At 64.2% G+C, this 21280-nt stretch carries 18 protein-coding genes and 1 pseudogene; 18 read left to right on the forward strand and 1 reads right to left on the reverse strand.

Translation table 11 applies throughout. The annotated features are described in order from the left end of the window. Positions 1–517: 517 nt before the first annotated feature. From ltrA to VKZ50_08475, 6 genes are all read left to right on the forward strand, one after another. A complete protein-coding gene (gene ltrA, locus VKZ50_08450) occupies positions 518–1813 on the forward strand; it encodes a group II intron reverse transcriptase/maturase (protein HLJ59748.1) in 1296 nt (431 codons plus the stop codon). A 121-nt stretch (positions 1814–1934) separates the two neighbouring features. Next, positions 1935–3095, forward strand: a complete 1161-nt coding sequence (locus VKZ50_08455; protein HLJ59749.1) for an IS110 family transposase — start codon at positions 1935–1937, stop codon at positions 3093–3095. A gap of 52 nt (positions 3096–3147) precedes the next feature. Then, complete coding sequence (locus VKZ50_08460) at positions 3148–3468, forward strand: hypothetical protein (protein ID HLJ59750.1); 321 nt, start codon at positions 3148–3150, stop codon at positions 3466–3468. Positions 3469–3554: 86 nt separating this feature from the next. Next, on the forward strand, positions 3555–4487 hold the full coding sequence (locus VKZ50_08465) for an alpha/beta hydrolase (GenBank protein ID HLJ59751.1): 933 nt from the start codon (positions 3555–3557) through the stop codon (positions 4485–4487). Then, positions 4488–4664, forward strand: coding sequence for an alpha/beta hydrolase (locus VKZ50_08470; GenBank protein ID HLJ59752.1), 177 nt, complete (start codon positions 4488–4490; stop codon positions 4662–4664). A 1470-nt stretch (positions 4665–6134) separates the two neighbouring features. After that, the gene (locus VKZ50_08475) at positions 6135–7142 is read left to right on the forward strand and encodes a sensor domain-containing diguanylate cyclase (protein ID HLJ59753.1); all 1008 of its coding nucleotides are present in this window, start codon (positions 6135–6137) and stop codon (positions 7140–7142) included. 868 nt (positions 7143–8010) lie between these two features. On the opposite strand, the gene VKZ50_08480 is transcribed toward VKZ50_08475, so the two are convergent. Beyond that, positions 8011–9051: a rod shape-determining protein gene (locus VKZ50_08480; protein ID HLJ59754.1), complete on the reverse strand. Its 1041-nt coding sequence runs from the start codon at positions 9049–9051 to the stop codon at positions 8011–8013. On the opposite strand from VKZ50_08480, the gene VKZ50_08485 reads away from it, so the two are divergent. The 12 genes and pseudogenes from VKZ50_08485 (at position 9002) to VKZ50_08540 (ending at position 21213) form a co-directional block, all read left to right on the forward strand. Beyond that, positions 9002–9820 (forward strand): reverse transcriptase domain-containing protein, encoded by an 819-nt coding sequence (locus tag VKZ50_08485; protein ID HLJ59755.1) that lies wholly within the window; start codon positions 9002–9004, stop codon positions 9818–9820. The genes VKZ50_08480 and VKZ50_08485 overlap by 50 nt on opposite strands. 325 nt (positions 9821–10145) lie before the next feature. Next, entirely contained in the window at positions 10146–11555 is a 1410-nt protein-coding gene (sufB, locus tag VKZ50_08490) for a Fe-S cluster assembly protein SufB (GenBank protein ID HLJ59756.1), read from the forward strand. 59 nt (positions 11556–11614) lie between these two features. Further along, positions 11615–12007, forward strand: coding sequence for an iron-sulfur cluster insertion protein ErpA (erpA, locus tag VKZ50_08495; GenBank protein HLJ59757.1), 393 nt, complete (start codon positions 11615–11617; stop codon positions 12005–12007). Between the two features lie 33 nt (positions 12008–12040). Continuing rightward, a complete protein-coding gene (locus tag VKZ50_08500; protein ID HLJ59758.1) occupies positions 12041–12307 on the forward strand; it encodes a NifU family protein in 267 nt (88 codons plus the stop codon). Positions 12308–12510: 203 nt separating this feature from the next. Next, the gene (locus tag VKZ50_08505) at positions 12511–13389 is read left to right on the forward strand and encodes a sulfurtransferase (protein ID HLJ59759.1); all 879 of its coding nucleotides are present in this window, start codon (positions 12511–12513) and stop codon (positions 13387–13389) included. A gap of 14 nt (positions 13390–13403) precedes the next feature. Beyond that, complete coding sequence (locus tag VKZ50_08510; protein ID HLJ59760.1) at positions 13404–13898, forward strand: iron-sulfur cluster assembly scaffold protein; 495 nt, start codon at positions 13404–13406, stop codon at positions 13896–13898. A gap of 1031 nt (positions 13899–14929) precedes the next feature. Next, a pseudogene (locus tag VKZ50_08515) lies at positions 14930–15010 on the forward strand (hypothetical protein). Positions 15011–15023: 13 nt separating this feature from the next. Next, positions 15024–16019 (forward strand): alpha-hydroxy acid oxidase, encoded by a 996-nt coding sequence (locus VKZ50_08520; protein HLJ59761.1) that lies wholly within the window; start codon positions 15024–15026, stop codon positions 16017–16019. Between the two features lie 197 nt (positions 16020–16216). After that, the gene (locus tag VKZ50_08525; GenBank protein HLJ59762.1) at positions 16217–16432 is read left to right on the forward strand and encodes a DUF2945 domain-containing protein; all 216 of its coding nucleotides are present in this window, start codon (positions 16217–16219) and stop codon (positions 16430–16432) included. A 65-nt stretch (positions 16433–16497) separates the two neighbouring features. Next, positions 16498–19311 carry a 2-oxoglutarate dehydrogenase E1 component gene (locus VKZ50_08530; GenBank protein ID HLJ59763.1) on the forward strand — a complete coding sequence of 938 codons (2814 nt, stop codon included), beginning with the start codon at positions 16498–16500 and terminating at the stop codon, positions 19309–19311. Between the two features lie 6 nt (positions 19312–19317). Beyond that, positions 19318–20607 (forward strand): 2-oxoglutarate dehydrogenase complex dihydrolipoyllysine-residue succinyltransferase, encoded by a 1290-nt coding sequence (odhB, locus tag VKZ50_08535; GenBank protein ID HLJ59764.1) that lies wholly within the window; start codon positions 19318–19320, stop codon positions 20605–20607. 162 nt (positions 20608–20769) lie between these two features. Next, positions 20770–21213 carry an OsmC family peroxiredoxin gene (locus tag VKZ50_08540; GenBank protein ID HLJ59765.1) on the forward strand — a complete coding sequence of 148 codons (444 nt, stop codon included), beginning with the start codon at positions 20770–20772 and terminating at the stop codon, positions 21211–21213. Positions 21214–21280: the final 67 nt, after the last annotated feature.

The raw sequence follows: 21280 nt of genomic DNA on the forward strand, positions 1-21280 counted from the left end.
GGAGGTGAAGGCGGAACATAGCGGGCGAAGCTCGGTGTTCCCAGCAGGTGCAATTCCTGCCTCGGCAAGGGTTAGCCACCCACCGGGAATCCATCCTTGGGCTGGCGGCGGTAACGCCGGCAGTTAGGCGTAGGAGGAGCGACCGTCCGGCCGTAACGCGAGTGAAGCTATTGAGCCTCGTGAAATCATCAACCGAGGGCCGACAGGGTCTTGTGCCTGGAAGGCAACAGTGGGCGGCCGATAATGGCGAGGCCACCGGAGACCTCGGCGGGGTCTAAGGGCACGGCAGGGCGGGAGAAGGGACAATCGAGAACCTGGGAGGTCCCCGGCGGTCTTAGCATGTGCTGAGTACGGACTCCCGAACGGCGATGCACCTGAGGGGGTCGGATGCTGCCGGGGAAGTCGGGCCCGCTGATAGTACTCGGAGCACGGGAGAGCCGTGCACAGGGGGGAAGCGGCGGGCAGGAGTCACCCAGACTTCGGGGATACATGGGCCGCACGCAGAGGCGGAGGGACCATGTCAACACAACTGGAGCGGATCGCAGCGAAAGCTCGGGCCGACCGGAAGCTGTGCTTCACGGCGCTGGCCCACCATCTGACGCCAGAGTTTCTGGTGGAGACATGGGGGCTCATGAATCGCCGTGGAGCCAGCGGCATCGACGGGGAAACGGCGCGAGAGTTCGAACAGGACTTGAACCACCGGGTGATCGAGCTGGTAGCGCGGCTCAAAGCAGGGAGGTATCAAGCTCCTCCCGTCCGCCGTGTGGAGATCTCGAAGCCGGGCGGGCAAGGTACCAGGACGCTCGGAATTCCCACAGCGGAAGACCGGCTGCTGCAGCGAGCCGTCGCACGAATCCTGGAAGCGATCTACGAGGCGGACTTCCTGGAGGTCTCCTACGGGTACCGTCCCGGACGGAGTCCGCACCACGCGCTCCGTGCATTACGGGACCACATCATCGGAGGGCGGGTGAACTACGTCTATGAGGCCGATATCCGCGGGTTCTTTGACCATCTCAACCACGAGTGGCTACAAAGGATGCTGCAACTCCGCATCGGTGACCCGGTCCTTTTGCGATTGATCGGGAAGTGGCTGCGGGCAGGCGCAATGGTCAACGGCGTGGTCGTGCGGACAGAGGAGGGGGTGGCGCAAGGGGGTCCGATTTCCCCCGTGCTCGCGAACATCTACCTTCACTACGCCCTCGACCTGTGGTTCGAGCGGGTCTTCAAGCGGCGGTGCCGTGGTGAGGCCTGCTTGGTCCGCTTCGCCGACGACTATGTGGCCTGTTTCCAGCACCGGCAAGAGGCGGAGGGCTTCGACGTCGCCCTCGTGGAGAGACTGGAGAAGTTCCATCTCACGCTCGCTGAAGGGAAGACACGGCTGATTGTCTTCGGTCGCTTTGCGCGCGAGACAACAGAGCGCTTAGGGAAGATTCCTGGGCGATTTGATTTTCTCGGGTTCACACACGTCTGCGGGAGGGACCGCAAGGGTCGGTTTGCGGTGATTCGAATTCCGTCCCGGAAGAGCTGCCGAAGGTTCCTGGACCGCGCGCAGGCCTGGCTCATGGGGCACATCCACTGGAAGCGTCCGGACCAACAGAAGCACCTGGCCATGATGTTGCAGGGGCTCTACCGGTACTTCAGCCTTGCACACAGCCAGGCAAAGCTGAACTGGGTGCGGCACGAGGTCGAACTTCAGTGGATACGAACGCTGCGCCGGCAAGGGCAACGGCGGCGTCTACGCTGGGACATCCTCTGTCGCAGTTCGTGGTTCGTTCTCCCGCCCGTGCCTCGCACCCTGCATCCGACGGTGTGACGTGGCGTACCTGCGAGACTCTTGGGGAGCCCGGTGCCTTAATCGGGCACGCCGGGTTCTGCGAGGGGAGGGCGGTTCAAGGGGTGTACCTCAAGGCCGCCCTCTACCCACCAAGACCGTGGTGGTGCATGTAGTGGTCCCGGGGCGGAGCGAGGCCCGGACCTTTGGGACGACGACACGGGAACTGCTGACGCTGCTGGAGTGGGTGGAGGCGTTGCAGATTACGCATGTGGCGATGGAGAGCACCGGCGTCTACGGGAAGCCGCTCTATAACCTGCTGGAGACGACGGGCATGACGGTGTACGTCGTGAATGCGGCGCATATGAAAGCCGTCCCCGGGCGGAAGACCGATGTGCAAGACGCCGAATGGATTTGCGATCTGATGCGCCATGGGCTGTTGCGGGCCAGCCTGATTCCGTCGCGGCCGCAGCGGGAGCTTCGGGAGCTGGTCCGGTACCGCATCTCCTTGGTGAGCGAACGGACGGCCGAAGCCAACCGCATCCCAAAAGTGCTCGAAGGCGGGAACATCAAACTCGGATCGGTCGTCAGCGACATCTTGGGCAAGAGTGGCCGCGCGATGTTGGAGGCGCTGGCGGCAGGCCAGCGGAGTCCGGAAGACATCGCGACGCTGGCGGACGTCCGGGTCCGGGCCACGCGCGAGGACGTGGCGGACGCCCTGCGGGGGCGGCTGACACCGCATCAGCACCTGATGCTGCGACTGCAACTGGACCACGTGCGCTACTTGGACCAACAAATCGAGGCCGTGGAAGGCGAGGTGACGACCCGGCTGGCCCCTTTTGCCGTCCAGATGACCCAGCTGGACACGATTCCCGGGGTCAGTGAACGGGTGGCCGAAGTGATGCTGGCCGAGGTCGGCCCTGACATGACGCGCTTTCCGAGCGCCGCGCATCTCACGTCCTGGGGTGGGATGTGTCCCGGGAGTAACGAGAGCGCGGGGAAACGGCGCGGCGCGCGCACCCGTAAAGGAAGCCCCACGCTCCGCCGCACGCTGACGGAAGCCGGCCAGGCGGCGGGGCGAACCAAAAACACTTACCTCGGTGCCGTCTACCGCCGCATTGCCGCCCGCCGAGGGAAAAAGCGAGCCGCCATCGCGGTCGGCCGTCGGATTCTGGAAATCGCCTATTATGTCTTACGGGATGGCGTCGCCTACGAAGAGCTGGGCGCCAATTACTACGACGAGCACAAAAAGGATGCGGTGGTCCGGAGTGCGGTCAAACGTCTGGAACGACTCGGCTACAAGGTCACTGTTGAAGCGGCCTAACCACGACGGCGACCGTGACCGCTTCAAAACCATTTTCGGAGGAGGAGATGAGATGAATCCCAAGACGACGGAGGTGTTGGTCATATTGACGGTCAAACCACGGGTCACACTTCAACAGATCATGACCATCATGCCAGCTGAGATCCGGGCAACAGTGAAACTCTATCTCGACGGGAAGATTCGGCAGTGGTATTCGAGGGGCGACGGCAAAGGAGTGATTTTTCTCATCGACGCCAAGACCGTGGACGAAGCCCGCGCCGTGATGGAGCCGCTGCCATTGGCGAAAGAGAACCTGATGGACCACGAATACATTCCCGTTGGTCCGCTCCTCCCCCTGGGTAGCCTGATTGGCGGTGGGCCGCAGCAGCAATAATGGTCTGCCCCTTGCTCGCCTGCGGCGTCTGCGGAACATGGTGGTAGGAACAGCCACCTCAAACGACTTATCCAAGGAGTGACGCAATGCGCGACACGACGCTTTCCCGACGCCACATGCTCTACGCGGGGCTCGCGCTTACCGTCGGCGCTGTTTTCGCGGTGCCGCGTAAGGCGGGTGCCGCTGAGCGCAGCCGGTCCGGCCCAGAGCCGACATCTTGGGTGGATTCGGCGATGCCCGAGGTGACGCATCGCATGATCGAGACGAACGGCATCCGCTTGCACGTAGCCGAGCAGGGTGAAGGTCCGCTCATCATCTTGTGCCACGGCTTTCCCGAATGTTGGTATTCCTGGCGGCATCAGCTCCGGGCGTTGGCGAAGGCTGGGTTCCGTGCGGTAGCCCCCGACTTGCGTGGCTATGGGCGAAGCGACCGCCCGAAGGAGGTGGAGAGGTATACGATTCTCCATGACATCGGCGACATCGTGGGTGTCGTCGACGCGTTGGGTGCCCAGGAGGCGGTGATCGCCGGCCACGACGTCGGCGCCACGATAGCGTGGCAAGCGGCGCTTCTGCGCCCCGACCGTTTCCGTGCAGTGATCGCGCTTAGCGTGCCGTTCCGACCGCGCGGGTTTGGCGGCTCGGTGCCGCCGACCACGCTCATGCCGCGGAACGAGAATGCGGTGTTCTACCAGCTCTTCTTCCAGACCCCCGAAGCTGAGGCGGCGCTCGGGCGCGACATGCGCCGCACGTTCCGTTCCCAGTTCTACTCGCTTTCGGGCGACAGGCCGCCGTCTGCGGGCGGAGGGTTTGCTGGCGGGATGGTGCCCCGGAAGGGTCCTTCCTTAACCGATCCAGCGCGCTTGCCGGCTTGGATCACGGAGTCCGACATCGATGTTTACGTCGCGGAATTCACGCGGAGCGGATTCCGCGGTCCCCTCGCCTGGTACCGCAATGTCGATCGCAGCTGGGAGATGTTGGCTCCCTTTGCCGGAGCGGCGGTGACCGTTCCGGCGCTCTAGATGGCGGGCGACCGCGACGTCATTGTCGCCGCGTTTCAACAGTTCATTGCCAAGCAGTCGATACTCGTTCCCAAGCTCCGGCCAACGATTATGCTGCCGGGCTGCGGTCACTGGACCCAACAAGAACGTGCGCCGGAGGTCAGCGCTGCCATGATCGACTTCCTTCGAAGCTCATAGACGAGGACGAGAACGCAGACATCGGGGAATGACAAGGTAGTTGCCCAAACAGATCGCCTGGTATGTAGCACTGGGGCTGGCGCCGCGCCCTGCCGCATTAAATAGAGGACCGCGATCTTCGCGTCGGTAAGCAGCGGCGGAGGACGACGACGCAGACCCACGCAAGCGGAAACGCAGCACTATCGTGGGCCATTTCGATGACAAATGGGTGTCCAGAGGGCAGATAATCCCCTTATTTTTCTGAGCTCTCAAGTGCAAGATATCGTGGGATCCCACACCGAGTCCTTTGATCGTCTCTACCCATTGTTGAAAATACTCACCGCGGCGAGACTTGAGCGGACGACCGGTACGGACGTCGACCGGACCCCCTGTCAATAAACTCCCCTACGTTTTCCACGATGAGGCAGCGAACTCGGAGGTCCGTCAGCCAAGTTACCACGTACCACGGATCTGAGCGTTGCTGGTCGCTTGTTGGTTTTCCTCCGCGAGCTCTGGAATGATACGTGCACGTCGGGCTCGCGAGGAGGAGGTCGAGCTTCCCCTCGGGGACCATGATTTGTGGGCGAACCGCTGCGATGTATTCGCAGATGTGGACGGCCTCGGGGTGCATGTTTGTGCGGGTCTGAATTGCCACATTCCAATGAGTTACACAGACAAGTCGCACCCGAAAACCGCGCTTTTTCAGGCTGGTGTTGATCGTGGATCGCAGCCCCTATCACCGCTCCCGCCAGACGCGTCAGTTCGTCCGCACCCACCGGCGACGTCTCCGGCTTGAGTACTTGCCTTCGTACGCTCCCGGACTGAACCTCGACGAAAGCGTGTGGAGCCATTTGAAGGGGAGTGGGGCCACCGACAGCACCTCGGGATCGTTTGAGGAACTCCGCCCACGGGTCCGGGCCCACCTGCAATCTCTCCAACGCCGCCCCCGCCTCATCCGCTCATTCTATTGTGCCTGCTATGTGGGGTAATCAAGTCAATTCTCTATAGCGCGTATTCGAAGGCCTGCTCCAGCGTCTTGGCGCGGCCCTCCTCCCACGCCCGCGCGAACGCCGTATCCACCCAGCCCAGTTGTAGCGCCGGGCCGTGTTGAGGGCCCCGCCGGAGCTGTGCAATGATGCTGCCCTTGCGAACCACGACGGAAAAGCGAGATTGAACACGTCTGCCATCACGAAGGCGACGCTCTCGCCATTTCAAGAGGCCGGTATGTTGGGGGCCGTCGAGACGTGCGCGCCCTCGTACGTTTGTCCGCACCCACGCGCGATATCATAGAGCAACACCTCCGCGTGCGATCATGGTCCTCGCGGTTTCATATCTAATCGAAAGAGTCGCTCGCAGACCTTGTGATGCGGTCAGCTCTGCGGCATTGTGAGGATAGTCCTTCGCGTTGATCCGATAGACCGGCACCACTGGCTCCCACTGGCCATTCCCCTCGGTTCTACCATGCCAGTATTGCGGGAGAAGGAGTGGGCCGTGATCCCACCAACCCACCGGCGCGGGGCTACCGACGCGCTCAGCATGTTGGCGACGCTGACTCAGGGGCTCACCGCCGCTTTCGATATCACGCAAGTCGTGGACTGGACGCTGAAAGCCCTGCGCGAGAATGCTGGATTCGACTCGTGCACGATCGCGCTGCTCGACGCGGACCACCCAGAGATCCTGACGATCGTGGCGGGGGCAGGACTCGCCAGCGTGTCCCGCGGCTTGTCCCTTCCGCGCCCTCAGGGGTTCAACTGGATGGCCCTGATGGCGAGACGTGCCCTGTATATTCCCGATACCCATCGCGACGGACGCCATTTCCAGTGTTGCGAGGATATCCGTTCGTCAATGCATGTCCCTTTGATCGCCGATGGAGAAGCGGTTGGATCCCTCGCCGCCCACGGGAGCACTGTCGACGCCTTTACGCCAAACGATCGAGCGCTCCTCGACGTTGTCGGGCAGTATCTGGCTGGTGTTCTCGCCATTGCCCGGCTGCAAGATCGCCTTCAAAAGTTAGCAGATACCGATCCGCTCACGGGATTGCCGAACCGACGCCGCTTTCTCTCTGAGCTGGAGCGGGAGATCTCGCGCTCTCGCAGAACAGCCGCCCCGCTGACCGTAGCCTTGCTCGACCTGGATGGGTTCAAATCGATCAATGATGTCTATGGTCACGCGGCTGGAGACTCCGCACTCATGCAGGTGGCGCGGACCTTACGCCAGCGCCTGCGTGCCTCGGATGTGTTGGCGCGATTTGGAGGCGATGAGTTCGCGATGCTGTTCCCCGAGACTGGACCGAGGGGGCCTGCCGTGCTCCAGCGCCTCGCTCCGATCGTGGTCACTGTCGATCCGGTTGACACGCTTCGTTCGCTCGGGGTGTCGTGGGGAGCCGCATCGAGCCCCTTGGACGGGCCCAGTGCCGAGGCACTGCTTTCGACCGCCGATGCACGCCTGTATGGAATGAAGCGCGCGCGCAAGAGGTCTGGGCCGGATCTACGGAAGTGAGGCGTGGCCCTATCGGGTTACCGCACGCACAGTGAGGGGAATCCCCGCGGCGCTTGCCAGTGGGGCCGACGCGTCCCGTGGATACTTGACGTGGATTCCGGCGAGCCGTAGAGGGTGATTATAGACTTGAGTGGGTGCGTGTTCCGCAAGCGATTAGTATATCAGGTCTCTCATCGAAGACCCTCGCCTGCGGTACGCACCCCACGAGGATGTTCCCAATCGGCCAGCGGCCCAAACGTTAGGGAGTCTGGTCCACGAGCGCCGATACTGCTGTCTCCACGTCGGGGAAGACTTGAATCCGGTCTTGAAGCGATAGAGTCGAGAAAACGCGAAGCACTACTGTGGAACCGAAGACGACGGCCACTCGGCCTTTCTGAACCCTATCGGATTTCTCTTGAAACTGCATGAGGACGTTCATGCCGGTACTGTCCATGTACGCTACGTTAGTCAGGTCAATGATTGTTGGCGCACCGTAGCGCCCGGCATGATCTAGCGAGTCCTGGAACAGATGGACATTGGCCAAATCGACTTCACCGCGGACCCGCACGATGCTCGCGTTCGGCAACTTCACCCATTTGCATTGAAGCGGGATAGCGGAGTCCGAGTGCCGAGTCCCTTGAATGGGCATACTTCCTCCTTGTACGTGCAAAAAGGGTGCAGCCCATTAGGCACGTGATCGCAAGGGGGGAGGAACCAATCACGTCGTCTAACGAACCTGCACCCTACAAGTACTATCCTCGGCTAGTTACGCGATTATCGTTATTTCTTCGACCAGCGCAATCTTATTCGCTGCTTGAGCGTCGCGGTGCAACCGATCCCACGAAGCGATCGATTCCGCGTCTGCTGATCCCCCGGGACTCTGCTCGGGTTAGCGCTGCTTGCCGGTCAGGAGCACCCTTCGCAGCGTCTCCATTTGCTCAAGCGCCCGACCGGTCCCGGTGACGACGTCGCAGAGCGGGTCGTCGGTGGGCCGGACGGGAACCTCGAGGTGATCGGCGAGCAGGGTGGCGAGATCGCGGAGCAACGACCCGCCCCCCGTCAGCAGCACGCCCCGCCCGATGATGTCCGCGGCGAGCTCGGGCGGCGTCCGCTCCAAGGTCGTGCGGACGGTCTCGAGGATCGTTTGCACCGGTTGGGTGATCGCCTCGCGGATCTCCCCGCTCGTCAGCAGGAGCGTGCGCGGCAACCCCGAGACGAGATCGCGGCCGCCTGCCTTGAACGTCTGCTCCTCGTGCGTGGGATAGGCGGACCCGATCGCGATCTTGATCTCCTCGGCGGTACGCTCGCCGATCAGAAGGTTGTACGCCCGGCGGACATACTGGATGATGGCCTCGTCCAGCTCGTCGCCCGCCACGCGGATGCTGCAACCGGTGACGATCCCGCCGAGGGCGATCACGGCGACCTCGGTCGTCCCGCCCCCAATGTCCACCACCATGCTTCCCACCGGCTCCGACACGGGAAGCCCGGCACCGATCGTGGCCGCCAGCGGTTGCTCGATGAGGTACGCTTCGCGGGCGCCCGCTTGGAACGTCGCGTCGAGCACGGCGCGCTTCTCAACCTCCGTGACCCCATAGGGGATCCCGACGATGACCCGAGGCCGTCGGGATGGCCGTCCCGTGAGCCCGCGCCGGATGAAGTAGGAAAGCATCGAGGCGGTGATGTCAAAATCGGCGATGACCCCATGCCGGAGCGGCCGCGTCGCCACGATCTCAGCCGGCGTCCGGCCAATCATGCGTTTCGCCTCGTCGCCGACCGCCAGGACGCCCTTGCGATCGGTCCGGTGGGCGATGACGGACGGTTCTTGCACGACGATACCCTCTCCACCCAGGTAAACGAGGGTGTTGGCGGTACCAAGATCGATGCCCAATTCTCGGGTGAGACGCCCGAGGACCCCCCGAACGGTTACCATCACGTTCGTGGGAGGAGCTCGGGGAGTTCCTGCGCCGACAGCTCCAGGCGGCCCTCAAGGACGATGCCTATGTGCTCCAGCCAGGGCGTCGCGTCTACATTCTCAACCCGATGGACGTCGTCGCGGCCTCGCGATCCCTGCTGTACGCGATCGCGTAGCGGCGCAGGCGATGCGTCTGCGGCTGGAACCGCACTTTGAGCCGCGGTTTGCGGAGACCAGTTACGGGTTTCGTCCAGGACGGTCAGCGCATCAGGCCATTGGCGATGTGATGGCAAGCCTGCAGCACGGGGACGAGTGGATTGTCGAAATCGATATTGAACGGTTTTTCGACACCGCGTCCCATGACCGGCTGCTGGCCGCAGTTGCCGAGGTGGTGGCGGATGGGCGGATTCTCCGGCTAGTGCAGGCGTTTCTCCAGGCCGGAGTGATGGAGGAGGGCAAGAAGCGTACCCTGGTAGCGGGAACCCCGAAAGGGGGTGTGCTTTCGCCGCTGCTCAGCAATGCGTTTCTGAACACCTTCGAGCATCAGATGCTCGCGGCAGGTCGTCGCGCAATTGAGCCACAGCCACCAGATCGCTTCGACCCGCTCCCGCAGTCGATTTCCGGCTCTTATTGCTGGCCACAGGCAGCCAGCCGACACGCTGGTTCTGTGGAACCATGGCAGCCTCGCTCGCACCCGCAGGTTGCCCGATTCGAGTCCGATATGCCTCAGGGCCGAGGGATTCAGGGCCTCCCGCATTGCATTTTTCATGTCTGTGACGCTATGTGACGCCAACGCCCGTCTGGCAGCGGCTGGGTTGACATTCGATGGCCTCAACGGTTAAATTATAGTTGAGTAAACTACTCAAGAATTGATTGACGCATCCCCCTGGTTGCTGGTGTTGGGGCGGTGGTGTGGGGGTGGAGGGGTGGATGGCTGCGGAGGTTTGACGGCCGGATCGTGACCTCCGGCAACGCCATGCTGACCAAGGAGCTCGACCAGATCGGCTACGACGGGGATCCGCGCGCAGTACGAGCAGGTCGCCCAGAAGGGCGAGGTCCGCAACGCTGGCAAGGTGTTCTGGGTCAGGCATTAGCGAGGAGGCGTACGCATCATGGCAGTGACGAACCCGCTCGGGATCGATCTCGACCAGTACCAGTACGGGTTCCACGATTCGGAGGATGCATACGCGTTCAAGTCCCGGAAGGGCCTGGACCGCGAGATCGTGGAGATGATCTCGCACATGAAGAGCGAGCCCAACTGGATGCGGGCCTTGCGGCTCCACTCGCTCGGGGTGTGGGAGAAGAAGCCGCTCCCGACCTGGGGCGGCAACGTGGGCGAGATCGATTTCAACGATATCTACTACTACGTCAGGCCCATGGAGAATCAAGGCAAGACCTGGGAGGACGTTCCCGAGAACATCAAGCGGACCTTCGACCGGCTGGGGATCCCCGAGGCGGAAAAGAAGTACCTGGCCGGCGTGGGCGCCCAGTACGAGAGTGAGGTCGTTTATCACAGCCTGCGCGAGGAGTGGACGAAGCAGGGCGTGGTCTTCCTGGACATGGACTCCGCGTTGCGAGAACATCCGGACATCGTCAAGGAGTACTTCGGGACGGTCATCCCGCCTGAGGACAACAAGTTCGCGGCCCTCAACAGTGCTGTGTGGAGCGGCGGGTCGTTCGTCTACGTTCCGGAGGGCGTGCACATGGACATTCCGCTGCAAGCGTACTTCCGGATCAACGCCGAAAACATGGGCCAGTTCGAGCGGACCCTGATCATCGCTGAGCGGGGTTCCTACGTCCACTACGTAGAAGGGTGTACCGCCCCGATCTACTCGAGCGACTCGCTGCACAGCGCCGTCGTCGAGATCATCGTCAAAGAGGGCGCCCGGGTCCGGTACACGACGATCCAGAACTGGTCCAAGAACGTCTACAACCTTGTCACCAAGCGGGCGGTGGCCTATCGCGACGCCACGATGGAGTGGGTGGACGGGAACCTCGGCAGCAAGCTGACGATGAAGTACCCGAGCGTCTATATGCTGGAGCCGGGGGCCAAGGCCGAGATCCTCTCGATCGCCTTCGCCGGCGAAGGGCAGCACCAGGATCCGGGCGGTAAGGTGATCCACGCGGCGCCGCACACCCAGTCGTCCATCGTGAGCAAGTCGATCAGCAAGTCCGGAGGCCGGGCCGGCTACCGAGGCTTGGTCAAGATCTACCCCGGCGCCAAGGGCAGCAAGTGCGCGGTCCGGTGCGACGCGCTCATCCTGGACGAGCACTCCCGGTCGGACACGTACCCGACGATGGAGATCGACGAGGACGACGTCGAGGTTACCCACGAGGCGACGGTCTCCAAGGTCTCCGACGAGCAGCTGTTCTACCTGATGAGCCGCGGGATCAACCAAGACGAGGCCATGAGCATGATCGTCCGCGGGTTTATCGAGCCGATCTCCCGGGAGCTGCCGATGGAGTACAGCGTGGAGCTGAACCGGCTGATCCAACTTGAGATGGAGGGGTCGGTCGGCTAACGGCCGCCCACGCACACCGACCGAGGGATCGCCGGAGGGCCGAGACGAGGTGATGGCCAGTGTCCGTAGAGGTAGGGCGTCCGACGATCAACGTCACCGATAGCGCGGTCGCCAAGCTGAAGGAGATGCTCGCGGAGCAGGACGACCCCAACCTCTGCTTCCGGGTCTTCATCCAGCCGGGCGGATGCGATGGGTATTCCTACAGGATGACGTTCGACTCTCGCGAAGCAGACGACGAGGTCGTCGAGCGGGGCGGGGTGCGGCTTCTCGTTGACAAGATGAGTGCGCGGCTGCTGGGCGGGGCGGAGATCGACTACGTGAGTTCGGCCACCGCCACTGGGTTTGCGATCCGCAATCCCAACGCGGTCTCTACCTGCGGGTGCGGACACTCCTTTAAGACCGTGGAGGATGCCGGGCACGCCGAGCCCTGCGGCGAAGAGGATAACGCCTAGCTCACCCGCCGAAGAGAAGGGGAGGAAGCGCGTATGGAACAGCACACCGGGCAAGTGGCAACTGAGGCATCCGGCCTTCACGCCCGCGTCGAGACGGTACTCGAGCAGATCCGCCCGTACGTGCAGCAGGACGGCGGGGATCTGGAGCTCGTGGACATCGTGGACGGCATCGTGCAGATCCGGCTCGCGGGGTCGTGCGTCGGTTGCATGCACTCGATGATGACCCTCCAGGCCGGCGTCGAGCGGATGCTCAAGGAGCAGGTCCCGGAGATCAAGGCGGTCGAAGCTGCTCCGTTCTAAATCCTTACTGCGGAGGACAAGCCCTCCCGATGAAAAGGCCTACAGCCCGGGGGAGGTCTACAAGCTGTACCAAGACAGCGACGTCATCGGCGGCGCCACGACCGCAGTCTTCGTGGCTGACCTGTACGCCGACGAGAAAATCTTCAACCTCCACTTCGTATGATCGAGGAATGTAACGCGCCATCACGCGTGGGGAGGATGCCATGCCACAGGTCACACCGAGCCCGAAGATCCTCGAGAAGGGGTACGCGTATCCCGAGATGCTGGTCACCACCGACTGGGTGGCGGAACATCTAAACGACCCCAAGATCCGGATCCTGGAATCCAACGAGGACATCCTACTCTACGACCTCGGGCACATCCCAGGCGCGCTGAAGATCGACTGGCACACGGATCTCCAGGACCCGCTCATGCGCGACTACCTGGATTCGGCCGCGTTCGCCGGCCTCATGACGAGTCTTGGCATCGCCAACGACACGACGGTGGTCTTCTACGGGGACAAGAACAACTGGTGGGCGTGCTACGCCCTCTGGGTGTTCAGACTATTCAAACACCCGGACTGCCGGGTAGTGGACGGCGGCCGAAAGAAGTGGGAGGCGGAGCGGCGGCCACTCGTCAAGGAGACCCCCTCGTACCCGAAGACTCAGTACAAGGCGCCCGAGCGGCAGGATCCACCGATCCGCGCGTTTCGAGAGGACGTGCTCAGCCATATCAAAGCCAAGAAGCTGCTGATTGACGTCCGGTCGCCGCAGGAGTACCGCGGCGAGTTGCTCCACATGCCGGACTACCCTCAGGAGGGGGCGCTGCGCGGAGGCCACGTGCCGGGGGCGAAGAACGTGCCGTGGGCGCGCGCCGCTAACGAGGACGGCACCTTCAAGACCGCGGCTGAACTGCGGGCGATCTACGAGAGCGAGGCGGGTCTCCGCCCGAAGGACGAGGTCATCGCGTACTGCCGGATCGGCGAGCGCAGCAGCCACACATGGTTTGCGCTGACGTACCTGCTCGGCTACGAACGTGTCCGCAACTACGACGGCTCCTGGACCGAGTGGGGGAACGTGGTCCGCGCGCCCATCGAGAAGTAAGGCGGGACCCCTGAGTGTCCCAGCGAGACAGGCAGGAGCAGATCGAGCTCCTGCTCGACCACTACCAATCCCCGCGCCACCGCGGAGCGCTTCCGGACTCCGACGTGGCCATGCCGGGCGGGAACCCAGGCTGCGGCGATGTGGTCACGATTTACCTCAAGGGCGATCCTGATCACGAGCGCATCGCGGATGTGACGTTCGAAGGCGAAGGCTGCACTATCAGTCAGGCCGGCGCCTCGATGGTCATGGAGATGGTGCACGAGGGCCGGCTAACCATTCCACAGGTGCTCGCCCTGGACTACAACGCCATGATCGACGTCCTGGGCCGGGAGGTCGTGGCGACCCGGCCCAGGTGCGCCACGCTCGCGCTCGGAACGCTCAAAGCCGCCGTGAAGAGGTACCTGTGGGAGCACGGGAAGGTACCCGGCGAACGGCCCTCCGGCGTCGGAGACCCGGAGGCCCGGGACCTGGTGTTCGGCGACGGCGCCGAGCGGGCCGCAAAAACGTGATCCTAATCTCGTTTGATGTGAGGAGCGATCCCTCGGGAATCGCAGGAATTCGACTGCATCGGAATCAACAGAACATCATGCCCGTCCAATTGCAAACACATCACGCCAGCCAAACCATGTTTGGCGAGGAACTTCTCAATCCGTTTGCAGAACACTCAACCTCGCTGATTGAACACAATGACGCATTTCGCATCCTGACACCCCAGCCTAGAAAGTAAGAGGAGGTTGTCCTGGAACCCCTCTCAAGTGTTCTTGTCTTCCCATACCGCGGCGTTCGCGGGTTCACCCCGAACTCCCTGGCAACTCTCCCAATGAGCTTTACGCTCAAGAAGGATACTATACGGCCCTGGAACTGTTCCACAAAGCACTTGTCCCGCGAGGCGTTCTCGTCGATTTGCGACCTGTCCGGCGGTCGTTGCCTGGTAGGCCCTACGCTGGGTTTCCCCACGTGTACAGCATCGAGGGGGATCGAAGGCTTCACGTCGGGTATCTCCGGCCTTTCAATCCGTTGGCACAATACCACGCAGCTGATCTTGCCATTCGGAAGGTGATTCAGCGAGGGTTCTTCACATTGCAGGCAACGGAAATCTTCCCCTTCACTTTCTACTTTGCGTCACCTGGGCGCTTCGACAAAGCACTTGCCACGTTGTCGACTGATACAGCAGTCCCCACGTCTACTCGCCGCCGTCTCGGCAGTTTGGTGCGGAAGTTTCCCACGGATGTCCTGGCGAGATATCGAGCGGGCGACCTGCTCGGTACCCCTTCTGAGATTGTGGAGCAGATTAAGGGGTTTCAGGCAACCGGCACATCGCACCTCGGCACTGAGGTGATGCCGGCGTTCGGAACGCAGTAGCGCACTTCGCGGGGTGAGGGGTGGAGCCTCGAAGCGTATCAGGTTACTCAGTTAAATCAGTTAACTGAGATTTGGAGGTTGGAGGATTGCGGATGACTCAGGCGTCGCGGCTGTCACACCTCCCCGCGTCGTGAACATCGAGGACCTGCGGTCCTTGGTCCGGCGTCGTTTGCCGAAGGTGGTCTTCGATTACCTCGACGGCGGCGCGGAAGGCGAGGTCACGTTGCAAGAAAACCGCCGGGCATTTCACGCCGTTACGTTTCGGCCGCGTCATGCAGTCGCGGTACCCGATTGCGACTTGCGCGCCCGTGTGCTTAGCTTCGACCTTTGTTTTCCCGTGCTGCTCGCTCCCGTCGGCTACAGTCGCCTTATGCATCCCGGGCGAAGTGGTTGCCGCTCGGGCAGCCGGGGCGGCAGGTACAGTGTATATTCTCTCCACGATTTCTGGACACCGGCTGGAGGACGTCAAGGCGGCGTCCTCCGGGCCCGTGTGGTATCAGCTCTATTTGACGGGGGGTCGTGAAGCCGCTGAGGCTGCGATCGAACGAGCTCGGGTCGCGGGGTTCTCAGCCTTGGTCGTCACCATCGACGTTCCCGTGGCGGGAATGCGCGAGCGGGACGTCCGCAACGGTACGAAGGAGCTGCTGAGTGATAATTTGGTGGCCAAGCTCCCGTTTCTGCCGCAGGTGCTCGCGCGTCCGGCATGGCTCACTCGCTTCCTGGTCGACGGCGGCGTTCCTGAGCCGCCTAACATTGTGATCCTGGGCGCAGGGCCGATGCCGGTCATCGATGTCGGTGCCGCTCTCGCGCAGACTATGGTCACTTGGGAAGACCTTCGATGGATCCGCGGACTTTGGCCCGGCCCGATTGTCATCAAAGGGGTCCTTACAGGTGACGACGCCCGCCGAGCCATCGATGAAGGAGCTGTGGCCGTGGTTGTATCGAATCACGGCGGCCGCCAGCTCGACTGCGTACCTGCCTCTTTGCACGCGCTGCCGGAAGTGGCAACAGCCGTGAGCGGCCGAGCCGAGGTGCTAATGGACGGAGGCATCCGTCGCGGCGGCGACATCATCAAGGCAATCTGTCTGGGTGCCCGGGCCGTTCTGGTGGGGCGCGCCTACGCGTATGGCCTCGCCACCGCAGGCGAGGCCGGTGTCGCACGGGCACTTGAGATATTGCGGACCGACCTGGAGCGGACCCTCAAGCTTCTCGGGTGCACGTCCGTTCCCGCACTTGATCGTTCCTACGTGGATGCCCAGACAAACTGACAGGCGGAGTTGGTTACTGATGACGTCCTCCGTGGAGAACGCAGCCGCTTGCTGACCCTCCCCCAGTCGAGCACGCTTGGGCCATAGACTGCTGGTTCGCGGGGCACGGGCCGACGGATCGGACTGGAGTATAGTGATCTTGCTCCACCTGAGAAAGGTTGGGCGCGTTACCGGTGAGTCCTCCTGGCCGGGCCAATGTGGAGTGGAACTCCGAGGCTGGCCGGGTGCGCGGTAGGATCATCAAGCGCGTCACGGCCAACACTATGTTCAAGGGCTACGTGCATCACGCCTCGCCGGCCGAGCGGCAGTATCTCATCCAGAGCGACAAGACCGCACACGTCGCGATTCACAAGGGAACGGCGCTGCGGATCGTGAAGGGGCGGGTGGCGGCAAGGACGCGGAGCGCGCAATGAGCACGTAGGCTAGGCGGACTCTGACACGAGATCAAGAACGGCTCCAGCGCAGCGAGGTTTTGACGATGGCGGCGGCCGACGAGTTTGCGGTGCTGAACCTCGGGTACATCGCGGAGCTCTACGCGCGGTACCGGGACGATCCGCGCTCGGTGGATCCTGCGACGCGGGCGCAGTTCGAACGATGGCAGCTTGGCGGGGACGGCGGCGCCGTCGTGCTCGACCGCGCGCTCGAGCACGCGCCACGCGCAGCCGCCGAGTGGGACGGACGCGCGATCGCGGGGGCGGTTCGGCTCGCCCATGCGATCCGCGCGCGGGGCTACCTTGAGGCGCGTACCAACCCGCTCGCGCGCGAGGCGCCGACCGATGCGTATCTCGACGCTGCGGCCTACGCTGTCGCGGAAGACGTGCTCCGCGCGCTGCCGGCGGGTATCGTCGGAGGCCTCGCCGCCAGGGACGCCGCGACGGCCTGGGATGCGGTCGAGCGGTTGCGCGAGGTGTACGCGTCCACGGTCGGCTACGAGATCGAACACATGGCCCCCCGCGAGGAGCGGACGTGGCTCCGGGACGCGATCGAGAGCGGCCGGTTTCGCGTGCCGACGGACGCGGACACCGGCGCCGCCCTGTTGACGCGCCTGACCCAGGTGGAGGCGTTCGAACAGTTCCTGCACCGTACGTTCCCCGGGAAGACGCGCTTCTCGATCGAGGGGGCGGACATGCTGGTCCCCATGCTCGACGAGCTCATCCGGCTCGCGGCGTCGGACGACATCCGCACGATCCAGCTCGGCATGGCGCACCGCGGGCGCCTCAACGTCATGGCGCACATCGTGGGGAAGCCGTATGCGGCGATCCTGGCGGAGTTCAAGGAGCCGTTGGACGCGCGGCCAGCGCGTGACGACGTTGGGTGGACGGGCGACGTCACGTATCACAAGGGTGCCCGGACCGATCCGGGGATGTCCGGGCCCGACCGCGTGACGGTCACGCTCGCGCCGAACCCGAGCCACCTTGAGGCGGTGGACCCGGTCGTGCTGGGGATGACGCGCGCGGCCGCAGCGCGCACCGACCAGCAGGGGGCTCCGCGGTGGGAATTCGGCACCGTGCTGGCCGTACTGATCCACGGCGACGCGTCGTTCCACGGCCAGGGGGTCGTCGCGGAGAGCCTGAACCTGTCTCGGCTCCGCGGCTACGAGGTGGGCGGGACGCTCCACATCATCGTTAACTACCAACTGGGCTACACCGCGCTTCCTGAGGAGACCCACGGCGCTCCGCACGCGAGCGACCTGGCCAAAGGATTCGGGATCCCCGTCGTCCACGTGAACGCCGACGACCCGGAGGAATGCGTGGCGGCGATCCGGCTGGCGGCCGCCTACCGGCAGCGGTTTCACAAGGACGCCCTGATCGACCTCGTAGGGTATCGCCGCTACGGTCACAACGAGGGCGACGAACCGACGTTCACGCAGCCGCAGATGTACGAGGCGATCCGCCGTCACCCCACCGTGCGGGCATTGTGGGCCACGACGCTGGTCGCGCGGGGCCTGATCGAGCCGGCGAAGGCGGACGCTATACTCCGCGAGCATACTGCGGCCCTCCAGGTAGTGCTCGCGGGGTTGGATCCTGCGGCCTTTCGAGATGCTCCCCCTCCGCCCGCCCCGGCGGGCGCCGCGCGGCGGGTGCAGACGGCCGTGCCGGAGCCCGATCTGCGCGCGTTGTACCGAGCGCTCGCGGAGATTCCTCCGGGCTTTCACGTCCACCCCAAGCTCACCCAGGCGATCGCTCGCCGGCGCATGGCGGTCGAGGGGACCGCACCGATCTCGGTGGACTGGGCGACCGCCGAGCAGCTCGCCTTCGCGACGATCCTGGCCGACGGCGTGAGCCTTCGCCTGACCGGGCAGGACGTCGCGCGGGGCACCTTCAGCCAGCGCCACGCGGTGCTGCACGACGTTGAAACTGGCAGCACGTACGTGCCGCTGCAAGCACTGCCGCAGGCCCGCGCGGCGTTCGAGGTGTGCAACACCCCCGTCACGGAGAACGCGGCGCTGGGGTTCGAATACGGGTACAGTGTCGCGGCGCCGGGGCGGCTCGTGATCTGGGAGGCCCAGTACGGCGACTTCATCAATGGGGCGCAGGTCGTGGTCGACGAGTTCATCGCGTCGGCGAGATCGAAGTGGGGTCAGACGCCATCGCTCGTGCTGCTGCTGCCGCACGGCGCCGAGGGGCAGGGTCCGGATCACACCAGCGGGCGGTTGGAACGGTTCCTCGAACTGGCCGCGGAGATCAATCTTCGGATCGCGAACTGTACGACCGCGGCGCAGTACTTCCACCTGCTCCGCCGGCAGGCGGCGCTCCTCCGGACCGACCCGCTGCCGCTGGTGGTCATGACCCCGAAACGCCTCCTTCGACACTCGCTGGTGAGCTCGCTCCTCCAGGATCTCGCGGAGGGCGGATGGCAGCCGGTGCTCGACGATGCCGCAGTCCGGGACCGCCCCGATGCGGTGGAACGTCTGGTGGTGTGCAGCGGCAAGATCGCCGTCGACCTCGCCGAGAGCGCCGGACGGAAGGATCATCCGGAGCTTGCGATCGTGCGCTTGGAACAAGTGTATCCGTTCCCCGAGGATGCGGTGCGGGCGGTCCTGACACGGTACGCGCGGGTACGGGATATGTGTTGGGTGCAGGAGGAGCCGGAGAACATGGGCGCGTGGACGTTCGTGCAACCGCTCTTGGCGGCGGTGCTGGGAGGCGGGCGGGTGGAGTGCCTGAGCCGCGCCCCGAATGCGAGCCCCGCGGAAGGGTCGCACGCGCGCTACGCGGCGGCCCAGGCGCAATTGATCCAGCAGGCGCTCGAGTCGCGGGTGGCGGGCGGCGCCCGCCCCGGGGAGAGGTAGCGGGCCGTGGCCACCAACATCGTCGTGCCGACCGTCGGCGAGTCCGTTCTCGAGGCCCGCGTGCTCCACTGGCGGAAGCATGAGGGAGAGTCCGTGGGCGTTGGCGAGGTACTGGTCGAGCTCGAGACCGAGAAAGTGAACTTCGAAGTGGCTGCGGATGTGGCGGGCCGGCTCACGCACATCGCGCAGCCGGACGGCGCAGACGTGCGACCGGGGGACGTGCTCGGCGTTGTGGATGAGACCGCGGTCGTGGAACCTGACGCCGCGGCCGCCGCCCAGGGCCGTTGGGGTGAGATCTCAACCCCCGGCGCGGCGGTGCCTGCACCGCCGCCCGATGTTGTGGCGGGTATAGTCGATCCCGAGCACGTGCGCCACGAGGACGTCGGAGGACCGACCGCAGCGCCGACCCCGCCCGATCAGTCGCCCACCGCTCGTCCATCCGCAGCGACGCCGCTGGCGAGACGGCTTGCGACCGAGCACGGGGTGGATGTCAGCGCGGTCCCCGGGACAGGCGCGGGCGGCCGGGTGACCCGCCACGACGTGGAGGGCGCGCTTCACCAGCCTCCGCCGTCCGCCGCACCGGCATTGGCGCCGGCCAGATCCGAAGAGCACGTTCGCCTGTCGCTCCGACGCCTGACGATCGCTCGCCGGCTGGTCGAGGCCCTGCGGAACGCGGCGATGCTGACGACCTTCAACGAGGTGGACCTGGGCGCGGTCGCCGATCTCCGCCGCCGCCAGAATCCGCTGGTGCAGGAACGGTACGGATTCCGGCTCGGGATCGCCGCGTTCTTTGTGCGCGCGGCGGTCGCGGCGTTGCGCGAGTTCCCATATCTGAACGCCGAGATGCGGGGTGATGAGGCCGTTCTCAAGCGCTACTTTGACATTGGGATCGCGGTCGCGGCGAAGGACGGGCTCGTCGTCCCCGTGCTGCGGGACGCCGACCGGCGAACGCTGGTCGAGATCGAACGGGGGATCCGCGATTTTGCGCAGCGCGCCGAGCAAGGGACGCTCTCGCTCGAGGATCTGCGCGGCGGAACGTTCACCATTACCAACGGCGGCGTGTTCGGCTCGCTCTTGAGCACACCGATTCTCAACCCGCCGCAGGTGGGGATCCTGGGCCTGCACCGGATCGCCGATCGGCCGGTCGCCCGCGGGGGACAGGTCGTCATCCGCCCGATGATGTATGTCGCCCTCACCTACGACCACCGGATCGTCGACGGGCGCGAAGCGGTGCAATTCCTGGGGCGCGTCAAGGCGCTGATCGAGGATCCCGAGTCCCTCTTGCTCGAAGGCTGATGACGGGGTCGTTGATAGCCCGTGCGTCTGGAGCGCTGGCTTGGGCTCTCACTGGGGAGGTTGATTGCAACGACCGTTGGACCAACGCATGGTATTCTGTCGAGACCACCGGCACAAGGCCGGTGAGCATGCGTTACGATCGCGCAGCTAAGGAGGAAGCCGATGCCAGCGATTCGACGCGCCGATGCGACGTGGGAAGGGGATCTCATCTCGGGATCCGGCAGGGTGACGGCCGGGTCGAGCCGGGTCTTTTCAGACTTGCCGGTGAGCTGGGCGGTCCGCACCGAATCGCCCGAAGGGCGGACGAGCCCGGAAGAGCTCACCGCCGCCGCGCACGCGGGCTGCTTCGCCATGGCCCTGGCGTTTGGCCTGGCGAACGCAAAGACCCCGCCGAAGCGGCTGGAGGTCAGTGCGGCCGTGACGTTGGATCACGTCGATGGAGGCTGGAAGGTCGTCTCCAGTGCCCTGACGATCCGCGGCGTGGTCCCCGGCCTCGACGCCGAGGGGTTCCGCCGGGCAGCGGAGGCCGCAAAGGACGGCTGTCCCATCTCGCAGGCCATCAAGGGAAATGTCCAACTGAGTGTTCAAGCGACGCTACAGCATTAGGATTGGATGCGAACTTGCTTGCCGACGCTGATGTTGGGTGTAGGCGAACCACACTCATGAAAGAGTG

Source organism: bacterium (assembly GCA_035295165.1).
Classification (GTDB): domain Bacteria; phylum Sysuimicrobiota; class Sysuimicrobiia; order Sysuimicrobiales; family Segetimicrobiaceae; genus JAJPIA01.

Excerpts from the sequence above, each read along its gene's own strand:
- ltrA (HLJ59748.1), top strand. The coding sequence starts at position 518 with ATGTCAACACAACTGGAGCGGATCGCAGCGAAAGCTCGGGCCGACCGG.
- VKZ50_08460 (HLJ59750.1), top strand. The coding sequence starts at position 3,148 with ATGAATCCCAAGACGACGGAGGTGTTGGTCATATTGACGGTCAAACCA.
- VKZ50_08465 (HLJ59751.1), top strand. The coding sequence starts at position 3,555 with ATGCGCGACACGACGCTTTCCCGACGCCACATGCTCTACGCGGGGCTC.
- VKZ50_08470 (HLJ59752.1), top strand. The coding sequence starts at position 4,488 with ATGGCGGGCGACCGCGACGTCATTGTCGCCGCGTTTCAACAGTTCATT.
- VKZ50_08485 (HLJ59755.1), top strand. The coding sequence starts at position 9,002 with ATGCCCAATTCTCGGGTGAGACGCCCGAGGACCCCCCGAACGGTTACC.
- VKZ50_08480 (HLJ59754.1), bottom strand. The coding sequence starts at position 9,051 with ATGGTAACCGTTCGGGGGGTCCTCGGGCGTCTCACCCGAGAATTGGGC.
- sufB (HLJ59756.1), top strand. The coding sequence starts at position 10,146 with ATGGCAGTGACGAACCCGCTCGGGATCGATCTCGACCAGTACCAGTAC.
- VKZ50_08500 (HLJ59758.1), top strand. The coding sequence starts at position 12,041 with ATGGAACAGCACACCGGGCAAGTGGCAACTGAGGCATCCGGCCTTCAC.
- VKZ50_08505 (HLJ59759.1), top strand. The coding sequence starts at position 12,511 with ATGCCACAGGTCACACCGAGCCCGAAGATCCTCGAGAAGGGGTACGCG.
- VKZ50_08520 (HLJ59761.1), top strand. The coding sequence starts at position 15,024 with ATGCAGTCGCGGTACCCGATTGCGACTTGCGCGCCCGTGTGCTTAGCT.
- VKZ50_08530 (HLJ59763.1), top strand. The coding sequence starts at position 16,498 with ATGGCGGCGGCCGACGAGTTTGCGGTGCTGAACCTCGGGTACATCGCG.
- VKZ50_08540 (HLJ59765.1), top strand. The coding sequence starts at position 20,770 with ATGCCAGCGATTCGACGCGCCGATGCGACGTGGGAAGGGGATCTCATC.